A 14,861-nucleotide genomic window follows, 5' to 3' on the forward strand; every position below is an offset into this window, starting at 1 on the left:
GAAAATCCCGGGTTTTCGAGCCGCCGTCATTGCGAGGAGCGGAGCGACGAAACAATCTCCAGCCAACGGCAAGACGAGAAGATGGCTGGAGATTGCCGCGTCGCCTTCGGCTCCTCGCAATGACGGAGTCTTTTATTTAACCGGCAGATTGTCGATCAGCCGCGTCTTGCCGATCCGCGCCGCCGCCAGGAGCCGCGCGGGCGCGCGCCAGACGTTTAGCCGTTCGAGGCTGTCCGCGTCGGCGAGTGCGACATAATCGACGCTGTCGAAGCCGCCCGCGACGATCGCGGCCTCGGTCTTCGCAAGCGCTTCGCCGACGTCGGCGCCGCTCGCGATCGCCGCCGCCGCCGCTTTCAGCGCATTGGGAAAGGCGGTCGCGGCGGCGCGTTGCTCGGGCGACAGATAGGCGTTGCGCGACGACAGCGCGAGGCCGTCGGCGTCGCGCGCGATCGGCGCGCCCAGGATATCGACGCCGAAATCGAGATCGCGCGCCATGCGGCGGATGATCGCTAGCTGCTGCCAGTCCTTTTCGCCGAAGATCGCGACGTCGGGGCGCACCTGGTTGAACAGCTTGGCGACGACGGTCGCGACCCCGTCGAAATGGCCGGGCCGCGCGGCGCCGCAATAATCGGCGCCGAGCTCGGCGACCTCGATATGGGTGCCGTGTCCGGTGGGATACATGGTGGCGACATCGGGCGCCCAGAGCAGCGCCGTCTTTTCCTCGACCAGCAGCGCCGCGTCGCGCGCCTCGTCGCGCGGATAGGCGACGAAATCCTCGTTCGGGCCGAACTGGGTCGGATTGACGAAGATCGATACCACGACATGGTCGGCGACGCGGCGCGCCATGCGCACGAGCGACAGGTGGCCGGCGTGCAGCGCCCCCATGGTCGGGACGAGCACGACGCTTTTTCCACCCTGCTTCAGTGCCGAAACGGCACGGTGAAGCGTGGCGATATCACGGATGATTTGCACGCCCGCCTGCCCTCCGATATTGGCGGCGCAAACGCCACCCCATGCGGCTGCCATGCCGCGCCGACAGGAAAATCGCAACGCCCATGACGAGCCAGACGTCGATGCCCGCCGCGCATCACATCATCTTCGCCAATGAAAAGGGCGGCACGGGCAAATCGACCTGCGCGGTACATTTCGCGGTGGCGCTCGCCAGCCAGGGCTGGCGCGTCGCCGGGCTCGACCTCGACCCGCGCCAGCGCACCTTCCATCGCTATCTGGAGAATCGCACCAGCACGGCGCAGCGCCGCGACATCGCGCTGCCGATGCCGCGCTTCGAGGTGTTCGAGGGCACGACCGTCGACGAACTCGACGTCGCGGTCGCGCGCCTGACCGAGGGCGCCGACTATTTCATCGCCGACACGCCGGGGCGCGACGATGTCTTCGCGCGCCACCTTGCGACGCGCGCCGACACGCTCGTTACCCCGATCAACGACAGCTTCATCGATTTCGACCTGATCGGACAGGTCGATCCCGAAACCTTTCAGGTCACGCGCCCCAGCTTCTATTCGGAGCTGATCTGGGACACGCGCAAGACGCGCGCCAAGGCCGACGGGCGGACGATCGACTGGATCGTCCTTCGCAACCGCCTTCAGCATGTCGATGCGCACAATATGCGCCGCGTCGGCGAAGCGCTGACCCAGTTGTCCCGGCGCGTCGGCTTTCGCGTCATCCCGGGGCTCGGCGAACGCGTCATCTATCGCGAGCTGTTCCCGGCCGGCCTCACCCTGCTCGACAAGGCGCATCTCGGCGGCATGGGAATGGGGCATGTCGTGGCGCGGCAGGAGTTGCGCGAAGCCATGGGGGGATTGAACCTTCCGGCGCGCGAGCGGTTGCATCCCGATGGCGACCTGTTCGCCGCCGCCTGAAAATCCCTCTCTCCCCATTGAGGATATGCCGATGACCCATGATTTCCACCCGACCATGCTGCGCGAATATGACATCCGCGGCATCGTCGGCGACACGCTGACCGAAGCCGATGCGGACGCGATCGGCCGCAGCTTCGCGACGCTGATCCGCCGCGCCGGCGGCCGCCGCGTCGCCGTCGGCTATGACGGTCGGCTATCGTCGCCGATGCTCGAGGCGGCACTGGTCGCGGGCCTGAACGCCGCGGGCATCGACGCGCTGCGCGTCGGCATGGGGCCGACCCCGATGCTCTATTATGCGGCCTCAACGCAGAAGGTCGACGGCGGCATACAGATAACCGGCAGCCACAACCCCCCCGACTATAATGGCTTCAAGATGGTGTTTCAGGGACGCCCCTTCTTCGGCGCCGACATCTTGGCGATCGGCGAACTCGCTGCCGCCGGCGACTGGGAGAGCGGCGAGGGCACGTCGGAGCAGGTCGATATCGTCGACGCCTATGTCGACCGGCTGGTCGACGGCTTCGCCGGCGGCGCGTGCCGCATCGGCTGGGACGCGGGCAACGGCGCCGCAGGGCCGGTGATCGAAAAGCTCACCGCGCGCCTGCCCGGCGAGCATCATCTTCTCTTCACCGATGTCGACGGGCATTTTCCGAACCATCACCCCGATCCGACCGAAGAGACGAATCTGGCCGATCTCAAGAAACTGGTCGCGGAGAGGAATCTCGATTTCGGCGTCGCTTTCGATGGAGACGGCGATCGGATCGGCGCGATCGACGGCCAGGGCCGGGTAATCTGGGGCGACCAGCTTTTGCAGATCTATGCCGCCGCGGTGCTGAAGGACCGGCCGGGCGCGACGGTCATCGCCGATGTGAAGGCGAGCCAGGCGCTGTTCGACCGCGTCGCCGAACTGGGCGGCCATCCGCTGATGTGGAAGACCGGCCACAGCCTGATCAAGGCGAAGATGAAGGAAACGGGCAGTCCGCTGGCCGGCGAGATGAGCGGCCATATCTTCTTCGCCGACCGCTATTACGGCTATGACGACGCGCCCTATGCCGCGGTGCGGCTGATCGAGGCAGCGGAGACGCTAGGCCGCAACGTGACCGAGTTGCGCGGTGCGATGGCGCCGATGGTCAACACGCCCGAACTGCGCTTCCAGGTCGACGAGTCGCGCAAATTCGCCATTGTGGACGAAGTTCTCGCGCGCCTCGCGGCGTCGGGCGCCAAGGTCGACCGGACCGACGGCGCACGCGTGCTGACCGACGACGGCTGGTGGCTGCTGCGCGCATCGAACACGCAGGACGTCCTCGTCGCCCGCGCCGAGGCGAAGGACGAGGCCGGGCTCGACCGGCTCGTCGCCGCGATCGACGACCAGCTCGCCCAATCGGACGTGAAGCGCGGAGCGTCGGCAGGGCATTGATCGCATTTCCCTTCCCGCAAGCGGGAGGAGAAAAGCGGCCTGCAAAAAGCCTGCCAGATTGACGCTGGCGCCGCTCCTCGGGTAACGCCCGCCTATGACCGACGAACCGAAACTGGCGACGCTGTCTACCGGCTCCGATCACGGGGTCGCCGAGCATGCCGCGCATGTCCAGCAGGACGCCGCGGCGGGCAACGGGCTCGCGGTGGTGTCGATCGCCAAAAGCTACGACAAGCGGATCGTCCTCTCCGACGTGTCGCTGTCTGTCGGCAAGGGCGAGGTCGTCGGCCTACTCGGCCCCAATGGCGCGGGCAAGACGACCTGCTTCTATTCGATCATGGGACTGGTGAAGCCCGACGCGGGGCGCATCATGCTCGACGGCGCCGACATCACGGCTTTGCCGATGTATCGCCGCGCGATCCTCGGCCTCGGCTATCTGCCCCAGGAGACCTCGATCTTTCGCGGCATGACGGTCGAGCAGAATATCGGCGCGGTGCTCGAACTCGCCGAGCCCGACCGGATCGCGCGCGAACGGCGGCTTGACGAACTGCTCGACGAATTCGGCCTCACGCGGCTGCGCGATTCGGCGGCGATGGCGCTGTCGGGCGGCGAACGGCGGCGGGCAGAGATCGCGCGCGCGCTGGCGGCGAACCCGTCGATCATGCTTCTCGACGAGCCCTTCGCGGGCATCGATCCATTGTCGATCAGCGACATCCGCGACCTCGTCGCCGACCTCAAGACGCGCGGCATCGGGGTGCTGATCACCGACCATAATGTCCGCGAGACGCTCGACCTCGTCGACCGCGCCTGCATCATCTACGACGGCAAGGTGCTGCTCGCCGGATCGCCCGCCGAGCTCGTCGCCGATCCCGAGGTACGCCGGCTCTATCTCGGCGAGGGCTTCTCGCTCTGATGGGCTGAGGCGCGATGGCACTGGGTCCACGCCTCGATCTCCGCCAGTCGCAATCGCTGGTGATGACGCCGCAGCTTCAGCAGGCAATCAAGCTGCTGGCGCTGTCGAACCTCGAGCTCGAAGCCTATCTGGCCGAGGCGCTCGAAGGCAATCCGCTGCTCGACGCGGCGCCCGCGGGTCGCGAGGGCGAGGGTGACGAGCCCGGCGAGGACGCGCCCGCGCCCGGCGAGGCGCCCGATCCCGACCTCGCGCTCGCCTCCGACGCGGGCACCGACCTCGACGTCGATTTCGCCGAGGAGCGTTTCCACCACGACAGCGCGAGCGATTCGGTCGGCCTGTCGGGTGGCGACGGCGAGGGCATCGATTTCGACAGCTTCGCCGCGGGCGAGGAGACGCTCCACGAGCATCTGCTGTCGCAGGTCGGCGAACGCTTCTCGGGCGTCGAGGCGATGGTCGCCGAACAGATTGTCGCGCTGATCGACGAGGCGGGCTATCTGCGCGCCGACCTCTCCGATCTCGCGCAGCGGCTCGGCGTGCCGCTGGCGCTTGTCGAGGCCGTGCTGGCGGGCGTCCAGGGTTTCGACCCTTCGGGTGTCGGCGCGCGCGACCTTGCCGAGTGCATCGCGATCCAGGCGCGCGAGGCCGACCGCTACGACCCCGCGATGGCGTGCATGATCGCGCATCTCGACCTCGTCGCCAAGGGTGCTTTCCCGCAGCTCAAGCGTATCTGCGGGGTCGACGACGAGGATCTCGCCGACATGATCCGCGAACTGCGCGGCTACGATCCCAAGCCGGGGCTGCGCTTCGGCGGCGCGGCGGCGCAGGCGGTCGTCCCCGACCTGTTCGTGCGCCGCATAGCGAAGGGCTGGGCGGTCGAGGTCAACGGCTCCACCCTACCCCGCCTGCTCGTCAACCGCCGCTATCATGCCGAACTCGCCAGGGGCGCGGCGGCGAAGAGCAAGGCGTGGCTGTCCGAACAGCTTGCCGGCGCCAATTGGCTGGTGCGTGCGCTCGACCAGCGCCAGCGCACGATCGTCAAGGTAGCGAGCGAAATCGTCAAGCAGCAGGAAGGCTTTTTCCTTCACGGCGTCGCGCAGATGCGCCCGTTGACGCTGCGCCAGGTCGCCGAGGCCATTGGCATGCACGAATCGACCGTCAGCCGCGTCACCAGCAACAAATATCTCTCCTGCGCGCGCGGGCTGTTCGAGCTCAAATATTTCTTTTCCTCCGGCATCGCCGCGACCGACGGCGACGGCGCGGTGTCGGCCGAGGCGGTCAAGAGCCGGATCAGGGCGCTGATTGACGCCGAGGAAGCGGGGGCAATCCTGTCGGACGAGACGATCGCGCAGAAACTCGCCGCCGAGGGCCACGACATCGCCAGACGTACCATAGTCAAATATCGTGAGGCGATGGGCTATGGCTCGTCGGTGCAGCGCCGGCGGCAGAAGGCGCTGGCGGGATAGGCGATCCGCATCTTCACCGCGAAGGCGGTGTTTTATCGCAGCGGCGACGGTTGACTTTTTCCGGGCTTCGCCATAGGTGCGCGCCTTCGCGTAGTAACGCTCAGACCTTTACGGAAAAGACCATGAAGATTCGCAACAGCCTGAAGTCGCTGAAGGACCGCCACCGGGACAATCGCGTGATTCGCCGCCGCGGCCGGACCTATGTGATCAACAAGACCAACCGCCGCTTCAAGGCGCGCCAGGGCTGATGGCCCAGCCGGGGCGTGTCCGCCCCGTGCGCGCAGTGCAGGCCAGCGTGACGCCGTCGGATGCTTCCGGCGGCGCTTTCGCGTGCGCGGGGGCTTTATGATTCGGCAGAGCGTGATCTTCGACGTCGGCAAGGTGTTGTTCGACTGGGACCTCCGGCACTTGTTCGCCAAGCTGATCGACGACCCGGCCGAGCTCGAATGGTTCGTGGGCCATGTCGTCACCCCCGAATGGCATTTCCAGCACGACGCCGGCCGCCCGCTCGCCGAGATGGTGCCCGAACGCAAGGCCGAATTCCCGGAGCATGGCGCGCTGATCGACGCCTATGCAACGCGCTTCAACGAGACGATCCCCGGCCCGGTGCCCGGCAGCCTCGATCTTGTCGCACGGCTCGATGCCGGGGGCGTACCGCTGTTCGCGATCACCAATTTCGGGCGTGAATTCTGGGAGGCCTTCCGCCCGACCCAGCCGGTCTTCGACCGCTTCCGCGACATCATCGTCTCGGGCACCGAGCGGCTGATGAAACCCGATCCCGCGATCTACGCGCTCGCGACCGCGCGCTTCGGCATCGATCCCGCTGGCGCGCTGTTCATCGACGACAACCCCGCCAATGTCGCCGGTGCCGAAGCGGCCGGCATTGCGGCGCACCGCTTTGTCGATGCGGCGGGACTGGAAACCGAGCTGGTGACGCGGGGCTATCTGACGGGATAGGCCCGCCGCGCTGCTGCTGTTCGGGATTCACGCGAAGCCGCGAAGGCGCGAAGAGGTCGTGCCTGCCGCGAAGCGGCCTTCTGCTTCCGGCGTTGCGGTCATCCGCGCGGCTTGATGGGAAAAGGGTCTGTCGGCCCGAACCAGCCTCTTCGCGCCTTCGCGGCTTCGCGTGAAAATTTCGAAAGCCCTATTTCTCTACCCCAAGCTGGGTTAGCACGAACGCATATTCCTCGGCATCCTCGCGCAGCGCGCCCCAGCGGCCCGACTTGCCAGCGTGGCCCGCACCCATGTTGGTGCGCAGCAACAGCGCGGCGTCATTGGTGCGCGCCGCGCGTAGCCGGGCGACCCATTTCGCCGGTTCCCAATAGGTGACGCGCGGGTCGTTGAGGCCCGCCGACACCAGCATCGGCGGATAGGCCTGCGCGGTCACATTGTCGTAGGGGCTGTAGGACAGCATGTAATCGAACGCGGCCTTGTCGGTGACCGGATTGCCCCATTCGGGCCATTCGCCGGGGGTCAGCGGCAGTTCCTCGTCGATCATCGTGTTGATGACATCGACGAAGGGCACCCCCGCGAGCACCGCGCCCCACAGCTCGGGCGCCGCGTTATACACCGCCCCCATGACCTGCCCGCCCGCCGAGCGGCCCTCGATCGAGATCTTGCCGGCGCTGGTATAGCCTTTCGCAATCAGCCCCTTCGCGACGTCGATGAAGTCGTTGAACGTGTTCTTGCGCCGGTCGGTCTTGCCCGCCAGATACCATTCCCGCCCCAGATCGTCGCCGCCGCGGACATGCGCGATGGCATAGATCATGCCGCGGTCGACGAGGCTGAGTCGCGTCGTCGAAAAGCCGGGCGCGACGCGATAGCCATAGCTGCCATAGACATAGAGGTGCAGCGGCGCGCTGCCGTCGCGCGGCGTGCCCTTTTTGTAGACAAGCGAGGCGGGGATCATCGTCTGCCCGTCGCGCGACGGCAAGCTAACCCGTTCGGTTATATATTGCGACGCATCGTAACCGGACGGAATCTCCTGCACCTTGAGCGCCTCCAGCGTCCCGCTCGCGACGTCATAGTCATAGACGGTATCGGGCGTGACCATCGATTCATAGTCGATGCGGACCTTGTCCTGATGATATTCGGGATTGTCGCCGAGCCCCGCGACATAGGTCGCCTCGGGAAAGGCGATCCGTCCCGGCGTCCGCGGCGCGTCGTAGCGGCGGACGTCGACCTGATCGAGCCCGTCCTCGCGGCTTTCGAGCACAAAATAGTCGCGGAAGACCGACAGGCCGGTGAGATAGCTGTGGTCCGAACCCGCGATCAGCGTCGTCCATTCGCCGGGCGCCGCGAGGCTGGCAGTCGCGACGCGGAAGTTCGGATGATCGTCGTTGGTCAGGATGTAGAGCGTGCCATCGCGCTCGTCGACGCTGTACTCGCGGCCCTTTTTCCGCGGCGCGACGAGCAGCGGCGTCGCCTCGGGATCGTCGGCGGGGAGCAGATAGACCTCGCTCGTCTCGTTATCCCCGGTCGCGATGACGATATAATTGTCCGCCGCGGTCTTGCCGATGCCGACGCCGAAGCCGATGTCGGGCTCCTTGTAGAGCAATTTATCGTCCGTGACCGGCGTGCCGAGCCGGTGCAGGCGGACATTGTCGGTGCGCCAATTCTCGTTCGCGAGGCCATAGAGCAGCGCGTCGCTGCCCGCAGTCCACACCAGCGACGACAGCGTGCCCGGAATGACGTCGGGCAGCATCTCGCCGGTCTCGAGATTGCGGACGCGCACCTCGAACCGCTCCGACCCATTGTCGTCGACCGCATAAGCCATCAGCCGGCCGTCGGGGCTGACCGCCAGATCCGACAGGCGGAAATACTCCTTGCCCGCGGCGAGCACGACCTCGTCGAGGATCAGTGCCGCATCGCCGCCCGCGACCGGCCGGCGATACCATTTCTTGTACTCGGCGCCCTGTTCATATTCGACCCAATAGACGAAATCGCCGTCCTTCTGCGGCACGCTCGCATCCTCTTCCTTGATGCGGCCCTTCATCTCCTGGAACAGCGTCTCGACCAGTCCCTCGTGCGGCTTCATCGCCGCCTCGAACCACGCATTTTCGGCCTTCACATAGGCGAGCACGTCGGGATCGTCGACGACCGGATAGCTGGTATCGCGCAGCCAGTGCCACGGGTCGGAGAGGGTCGTGCCGTGAAGCATCGTCTCGTGCAGCCGCTGTTCGGCGACGGGCGCGGAAGGCATAAGGGTCAAATCTGTCTCTTTCTCTTGGGCTGAAACGAGAGCGGGGGTGGCAATTGCGGCCAGGACCATCCAAATAGCACGCATGGAACGACTCCCGCTGCGCCGCCCGAAGGGCGGGACCGGCGGCGATGTAGGAACAAGGAAGCAAGCATGTCCACCCCCTCGCACAGCGACCGCCTCGCCCGCTTGCGCGCCGAACTGACGGCGCGCGGCCTCGACGGCTTCGTGATCCCGATCAGCGACGAGCATATGAGCGAATATGTCGGCGCCTATGCGCAGCGGCTCGCCTGGCTCACCGGCTTCGGCGGTTCGGCGGGGACCGTGGCGGTGCTGCCCGACAAGGCGGCGATTTTCGTCGACGGCCGCTATACGGTGCAGGTGCGCGATCAGGTCGACGGGACGCTCTATGACTATGTCGGCGTACCGCAGTCGAGCGTCGCCGAATGGCTGGGCGCGAACGTCGCGGCGGGGCAGACAATCGGCTATGACCCATGGCTGCACGGCCTCGACTGGGCGCGGGGGCTCGCCCGCGCGCTCGCGGCCAAGGGCGCGGAACTGGTGGCGGTAGCGGACAATCCCGTCGATGCGGTGTGGGACGACCAACCAGCGCCGAGCGACGCGCCGGTGAGCATCCACGACATCGAACTCGCGGGCCGGTCCGCCGCCGACAAGCGCGATATCATCGCCGACTGGCTGAAGGCGAGGGGCCTCGACACGACGGTGATGACCGCGCTCGATTCGATCGCCTGGACCTTCAACATCCGCGGCACCGACGTCAGCCACACGCCGGTCGGCCTCGCCTTCGCGCTCCTCCATGCCGACGCGACCGCCGACCTGTTCATCGCGCCCGAAAAGGTCACCGATGCGGTGCGCGCGCACCTCGGCAACAGCGTCCGCATCCACGATCGCGACGCGTTCGAAGCGGCGCTTGCCGATCTTGCGGGCAAAAGGGTCGCGGTCGATCCCGACCGCGCGGTCGCGGCGATCTTCACCGCGCTGGAAGCGGCGGGTGCGCAGATCGCGCGCCACCGCGACCCTGCCGTCCTGCCCAAGGCGATCAAGAACGACACCGAGCTCGACGGCACCCGCGCTGCGCATGTCCGCGACGGCGTCGCGGTCGCGCGCTTCCTGAGATGGATGGAAGAGCTCGCGCCGCAGGGCGGGCTCGACGAACTGGCCGCCGCGGCGAAGCTGCGCGCATTCCGCGACGAAAGCGGCGCGCTCGTCGACCTGTCGTTCGACACCATCTCGGCCGCCGGCCCCAACGGCGCGCTGCCGCATTACAAGGTCGACGAAACGACCAATCGCGCCATCGAGACCGGCACCCTCTATCTGGTCGATTCGGGTGGCCAATATGCCGACGGCACGACTGACATCACCCGCACCATCGCGATCGGCCAGCCGACCGCCGAAATGCGCCGCCGCTTCACCCAGGTGCTGAAAGGTCATATCGCGCTCGCCACCGCACGCTTCCCCAGCGGCACCCGCGGCAGCCAGCTCGACATTCTGGCGCGGCAGTATCTGTGGGCCGACGGGGTCGATTATGCCCATGGCACCGGCCACGGCGTCGGCGCCTATCTGGCCGTCCACGAAGGGCCGCAGCGCATCGCCAAGCCGGCGGGCGGGCAGGCGGGGACCGAGGAACCGCTGCACGCCGGCATGATCCTGTCCAACGAGCCCGGCTATTACAAGGCGGGCCATTTCGGCATTCGGATCGAGAATCTGGTGGTCGTCGTGCCGCAGGCGATCGCGGGCGCCGAAGAGGCCATGCTGGGGTTCGAGACGATCACCTTCGCGCCGATCGCGCGCGATCTGGTCGACGCCGCCCTGCTCTCGCCCGCCGAGGCCGACTGGCTCGACGCCTATCACGCCGCGGTGCAGGAGAAGCTGGCGCCGGGCATGGATGCGGCAGAGCGCGACTGGCTCGCGGCCGCCTGCGCCCCGATCGACCGCGCCCCCGCCGCACTTGCCGCCTGAGCCCGGCATGGCGGATCATCGCAGCCGCGTGCCGCTCGACGATTTCCGCGTTCGCGAGACGGTGCGCGTGCGCTTCAGCGAGATCGACGGGCAGAATATCGTCTTCAACGGTCATTATCTGACCTATGCCGACATCGGCGTGACCGAATATTTCCGTGCCCTCGGCGAGGGACAGCCCGGCCCCTATTTTTACCAATATGGCACAGATATCCGCGAAACCCACTGCGAAATCGATTATCACGCCCCGGCGCGGCTCGACGAATTGATCACCATCGCGGCGCGGATCAGCCGTTTCGAACGGACGAGCTTCACCCTCCATTGCGGGATTTTCCGGGGTAGCGAGCGGCTGGCCGACATCGAGATCGACTATGCCCATATCGACAGCGACAGCGGCCAGCCAACGCCGCTTCCAGGCAGTTTCATCGCCGAAGTCCGGCGATTCGAGACACGGACGCCGATTCAAGACTGATTCGCAAGAGCCGACGATTCGCGCCAGTCCAGGGTGCTTCGCCTCGAACGCGGTCTCTCAACCAAAAAGGTCGAAAAAAAGGGCCGCCCGAGGGCGACCCTTGAAAGTTTTTGGGAGAGGATGCCTAAAAGGCAAGTGCGATATTGCACTGCACAATGAATTGTGCAACTGCGAAAAGGCTATCTGAGATTGCATTTTTTGCAATCTATCGCGCGGCCACTTCCGCCCGGCGCAACCGACTTCCCCTCGCAAATCCCGGCCGGATCGCCTAGATTGGGGTTATGGGAATGCTCAACAACTGGGATGTCGGCGGCGGCGTGTCCGATTTCTGGGACTATATCCGCCAGCCGCGGCCGCACCGCTGGACAAGCTGGGGCGTCGCGGTCGTGCTGGCGCTCGTCGTCTTCTGGGGCTTCGGCAAATATCTGATTCCCTATGAAAAACCCAAGCCGCAGATCATCTATTTCGAAAATTGGAAAGCGGATCGCAGCGAGGCCGAGGTGCGCGCCGACTGGATCGCACGCGCCAAGGAAACAACGCGCGAGAATGCGCGCCGCCGCGCCGAATATCAGAAGCTCGCCGACATGATGGGGGTGCCCTATGATTCGAGCAAGGCCGACGAAGTGACGCGCGAAACACTGGGCAAGGAAGCCGACACGCTGATCGCGAAAAAGCCCGAACCGCCAAAGCGCTCGACCCTCGCCGAACGCGCCGCGCGCGGGCCCAAGCCCGCCGCCGAAGGCCCAACCCGCCCCTGATGCGGCGCCCGCCCACCGATGCCGACTGGATGGCCGCCGCCGTCGCGCTGGCATGGCGCGGTCGCGGCCGAAGCGCCCCCAACCCCAATGTCGGCTGCGTGGTCATAGCCGATGGCGGGGTCGTCGGTCGCGGCTGGACCCAGCCCGGCGGGCGCCCCCATGCCGAGGCGGTGGCGCTCGCGGCTGCGGGTTCGACGGCGCGCGGTGCGACCGCCTATGTCACGCTCGAACCCTGTGCCCACGCCAGCCCGTGCGGCCCATGCTGCACCGACACGCTGATCGCGGCGGGGGTTTCGCGCGTCGTCGTCGCCCTGCAGGACCCCGATCCACGCACCGACGGACGCGGCCTCGCGCGATTGCGCGACGCGGGAATCGCGGTCGAGACCGGCGTGGGCGCCGACGCCGCGCGCGGGGCAATGGCGCCCTGGTGGTCGCGCGCGACGCGCGGAACGCCCTTCGTGACGCTCAAGCTCGCGACCTCGCTCGACGGCTGCATCGCGCTGGCCGACGGGTCGAGCCGCTGGATCACCGGCGCGCGCGCGCGCGCGCACGCGCATCTCGAACGCGCGCTGCACGAGGGGATTCTCGTCGGACGCGGGACGCTCGTGGCTGATTCGCCGCGCCTCGACGTGCGGCTGCCCGGCCTCGAGGACCGCAGCCCGCGCCGCTTCCTGCTCACGCGCGGCGCGGCCCCCGAAGGCTGGACCGCCGTGGCGGCGCCCGAAGCGGTCGCGGGCATCGATTCGCTGCTCGTCGAAGGCGGCGCAGGCGCGGCGGCCGCTTTCCTCGCCGCCGACCGCGTCGACCGGCTGCTCCTCTACCGCGCGCCGATCCTGATCGGCGGCGGCCGGCTCGCGCTCGGCGACATCGGCCTTACCGATCTCGCCGACGCCCACGGTCGCTGGCGCCTCGCCGACAGCCGCCTGCTTGGCAGCGACCGGCTCGACGTCTACGAGCGGGTGCGAAGGGATTAACAAAGATGTTCACCGGAATCGTCACCGACATCGGCACCGTCCGCGCGCGCGAGGATCGCGGCGACACGCGGCTCGTCATCGGCACCGCTTATGACGTGAGCGGCATCGACCTGGGCGCTTCCATCGCCTGTTCCGGTGCCTGCCTGACCGTTGTCGACAAAGGTGTCGATGAAGCCAGCAACGGTCCTGCCGGCTGGTTCGCGGTCGATGCGAGTGCCGAGACGCTGGCGCGCACCGCGCCGGGCATGTGGGACGTCGGCCGGCGCCTCAACCTCGAACGCGCGCTCCGCGTCGGCGACGAGCTTGGCGGGCATATCGTCACCGGCCATGTCGACGCGGTGGGGCGCATCGTCTCGATCGAACCCACCGGCGACAGCCTGACGGTGACCGTCGAAGCCCCCCCCGCCCTCGCCCCCCACATCGCGCCCAAGGGCTCGATCACGCTCGACGGCGTGTCGCTGACCGTCAACGAGGTGACCGACCAGCCCGACGGCGGCGCGCATTTCACGCTGAATATCATTCCGCATACCCAGACGGTGACGACGCTCGACGAAGCGGCGCCGGGGCGGCCGGTGAATCTGGAGATTGATGTGCTCGCACGCTATCTGGCGCGGATGCAGCAGGTGCGGGGATAATCGGGCCGCCCGAGGGCACGAAGATCTCGCGCTTACCCTCCTCGTCACCCCGGACTCGATCCGGGGTGACAAGGCAAGCAAAATTAGACGTAGGCTTTCAACGGTGTCACCACCGCTTTCGCCGCCTCTTCGCGTGAAATAATCTAGACGCCCTCGCTCCACCCCGCCGCGAGTTCGGGATCGGCCGCCAGCATCGACCGCCGCATCGCCAATCGTCCGATGCGGAGCAGTTCAGCCTTGCGCCGCGCGGGGGCGAGGTGGCAGCTTGCCGCTTCGCGCACCACCGCCGCGCCATAGCGGTCGGCGACGATCAGGCCGGAGGTTTCGGGCCGATAGCCATCGGTCTCCAGAATCGCCGGGTCGAGCCCCGCAGCGAGCGCCCAATAGAAGCGGTCGCACCAGTCGCAATAGTCGGGCCATTTGCCGTCGCCGTGCAGATCGGCGCGGCTGACCTTGATCTCGACGATGGTGATCTGGCCCTTTGCGTCGATCGCGGTCAGATCAGTGCGTCGCCCGTTGGGCAACGGCACCTCGGGAATCGCGACCAGCCCCGCCTGCGCGAACAGCCGGCACACGCCGCGCGCGACATCGGCGGCGGTCAGCAGGTCACCCGCCATGGATCGGGGCCTCAGAAGGGAACGTCGTCGTCCAGATCGTCGTCGAAGGGCGGACGGCTGCCGCCGCTCGAACCACCACCGCCCTGGTTCCAGCCACCGCCTGCGCTTCCGCCCGAACCGCCGCCCTGATCCCAGCCGCCGCCAGAGCTCGAGCCGCCACCCCAGTCGCCACCGCCGCGCGAGCCGCCACCGCCGCCGGGCGCACCGTCAAGCATGGTCAGAGCACCGCCTATCCCCGCGATCACCACCTCGGTCGTGTAGCGGTCGTTGCCGTCGCGGTCCTGCCACTTGCGGGTGCGAAGACTGCCTTCGATGTAAACCTTGCTGCCCTTTTTCAGATAGCGTTCGACCACCCCGACCAGCCCGTCGCCGTTGATGACGACATTATGCCATTCGGTGCGCTCCTTGCGCTCGCCGGTCATCCGGTCCTTCCAGCTTTCCGACGTCGCGATGCGGATATTGGCGATCCGGCCGCCGTTCTGGAAGGATTTGATTTCGGGATCGGCGCCCAGATTGCCGATCAGAATAACCTTGTTGACGCTGCCAGCCATCGCCGCTCCGCTCC

Annotated in this window: 15 protein-coding genes; 11 read left to right on the forward strand and 4 right to left on the reverse strand. The window is 67.1% G+C overall.

Going from position 1 to position 14,861, the window contains the following annotated elements; genetic code table 11:
* Nucleotides 1–132: 132 nt before the first annotated feature.
* Nucleotides 133–972, reverse strand: a complete 840-nt coding sequence (gene panC / locus FHR21_RS00090) for a pantoate--beta-alanine ligase (RefSeq protein WP_184095487.1) — start codon at nt 970–972, stop codon at nt 133–135.
* 83 nt (nt 973–1,055) lie between these two features.
* Between panC and FHR21_RS00095 the strand changes: the two genes are divergently transcribed.
* The 6 genes from FHR21_RS00095 to FHR21_RS00120 all read left to right on the forward strand — a co-directional run bounded on the left by FHR21_RS00095 (nt 1,056) and on the right by FHR21_RS00120 (nt 6,621).
* Nucleotides 1,056–1,877 (forward strand): division plane positioning ATPase MipZ, encoded by an 822-nt coding sequence (locus FHR21_RS00095; RefSeq protein ID WP_246426978.1) that lies wholly within the window; start codon nt 1,056–1,058, stop codon nt 1,875–1,877.
* 31 nt (nt 1,878–1,908) lie between these two features.
* Nucleotides 1,909–3,291, forward strand: coding sequence for a phosphoglucomutase/phosphomannomutase PgmG (gene pgmG / locus FHR21_RS00100; protein ID WP_184094069.1), 1,383 nt, complete (start codon nt 1,909–1,911; stop codon nt 3,289–3,291).
* Nucleotides 3,292–3,385: 94 nt separating this feature from the next.
* The gene (gene lptB, locus FHR21_RS00105) at nt 3,386–4,201 is read left to right on the forward strand and encodes an LPS export ABC transporter ATP-binding protein (RefSeq protein WP_184094071.1); all 816 of its coding nucleotides are present in this window, start codon (nt 3,386–3,388) and stop codon (nt 4,199–4,201) included.
* A gap of 14 nt (nt 4,202–4,215) precedes the next feature.
* On the forward strand, nt 4,216–5,664 hold the full coding sequence (gene rpoN / locus FHR21_RS00110) for an RNA polymerase factor sigma-54 (RefSeq protein ID WP_184094074.1): 1,449 nt from the start codon (nt 4,216–4,218) through the stop codon (nt 5,662–5,664).
* A gap of 122 nt (nt 5,665–5,786) precedes the next feature.
* The gene (ykgO, locus tag FHR21_RS00115; protein ID WP_003046794.1) at nt 5,787–5,912 is read left to right on the forward strand and encodes a type B 50S ribosomal protein L36; all 126 of its coding nucleotides are present in this window, start codon (nt 5,787–5,789) and stop codon (nt 5,910–5,912) included.
* 97 nt (nt 5,913–6,009) lie between these two features.
* The gene (locus FHR21_RS00120; protein WP_184094078.1) at nt 6,010–6,621 is read left to right on the forward strand and encodes an HAD-IA family hydrolase; all 612 of its coding nucleotides are present in this window, start codon (nt 6,010–6,012) and stop codon (nt 6,619–6,621) included.
* A gap of 187 nt (nt 6,622–6,808) precedes the next feature.
* Here the strand turns inward: FHR21_RS00120 and FHR21_RS00125 are convergent, their stop codons facing one another.
* Nucleotides 6,809–8,866 carry a S9 family peptidase gene (locus tag FHR21_RS00125; RefSeq protein WP_246426979.1) on the reverse strand — a complete coding sequence of 686 codons (2,058 nt, stop codon included), beginning with the start codon at nt 8,864–8,866 and terminating at the stop codon, nt 6,809–6,811.
* Between the two features lie 150 nt (nt 8,867–9,016).
* Here FHR21_RS00125 and FHR21_RS00130 point away from each other — a divergent pair, with 150 nt between their 5' ends.
* The 5 genes from FHR21_RS00130 to FHR21_RS00150 all read left to right on the forward strand — a co-directional run bounded on the left by FHR21_RS00130 (nt 9,017) and on the right by FHR21_RS00150 (nt 13,679).
* Nucleotides 9,017–10,843 carry an aminopeptidase P family protein gene (locus FHR21_RS00130; RefSeq protein WP_184094081.1) on the forward strand — a complete coding sequence of 609 codons (1,827 nt, stop codon included), beginning with the start codon at nt 9,017–9,019 and terminating at the stop codon, nt 10,841–10,843.
* 7 nt (nt 10,844–10,850) lie between these two features.
* The gene (locus FHR21_RS00135) at nt 10,851–11,312 is read left to right on the forward strand and encodes an acyl-CoA thioesterase (protein WP_184094085.1); all 462 of its coding nucleotides are present in this window, start codon (nt 10,851–10,853) and stop codon (nt 11,310–11,312) included.
* A gap of 281 nt (nt 11,313–11,593) precedes the next feature.
* Nucleotides 11,594–12,070 carry a hypothetical protein gene (locus tag FHR21_RS00140; protein ID WP_246426980.1) on the forward strand — a complete coding sequence of 159 codons (477 nt, stop codon included), beginning with the start codon at nt 11,594–11,596 and terminating at the stop codon, nt 12,068–12,070.
* A gap of 29 nt (nt 12,071–12,099) precedes the next feature.
* Nucleotides 12,100–13,044, forward strand: coding sequence for a bifunctional diaminohydroxyphosphoribosylaminopyrimidine deaminase/5-amino-6-(5-phosphoribosylamino)uracil reductase RibD (gene ribD / locus FHR21_RS00145; protein ID WP_184095496.1), 945 nt, complete (start codon nt 12,100–12,102; stop codon nt 13,042–13,044).
* 5 nt (nt 13,045–13,049) lie between these two features.
* Nucleotides 13,050–13,679: a riboflavin synthase gene (locus tag FHR21_RS00150; RefSeq protein ID WP_184094088.1), complete on the forward strand. Its 630-nt coding sequence runs from the start codon at nt 13,050–13,052 to the stop codon at nt 13,677–13,679.
* A 143-nt stretch (nt 13,680–13,822) separates the two neighbouring features.
* Here the strand turns inward: FHR21_RS00150 and FHR21_RS00155 are convergent, their stop codons facing one another.
* The gene (locus FHR21_RS00155; RefSeq protein ID WP_184094091.1) at nt 13,823–14,296 is read right to left on the reverse strand and encodes an MmcB family DNA repair protein; all 474 of its coding nucleotides are present in this window, start codon (nt 14,294–14,296) and stop codon (nt 13,823–13,825) included.
* A gap of 11 nt (nt 14,297–14,307) precedes the next feature.
* Nucleotides 14,308–14,847, reverse strand: a complete 540-nt coding sequence (gene ssb / locus FHR21_RS00160; protein ID WP_184094094.1) for a single-stranded DNA-binding protein — start codon at nt 14,845–14,847, stop codon at nt 14,308–14,310.
* Nucleotides 14,848–14,861: the final 14 nt, after the last annotated feature.

This window comes from Sphingopyxis panaciterrulae, from assembly GCF_014199295.1.
Taxonomy (GTDB): domain Bacteria; phylum Pseudomonadota; class Alphaproteobacteria; order Sphingomonadales; family Sphingomonadaceae; genus Sphingopyxis; species Sphingopyxis panaciterrulae.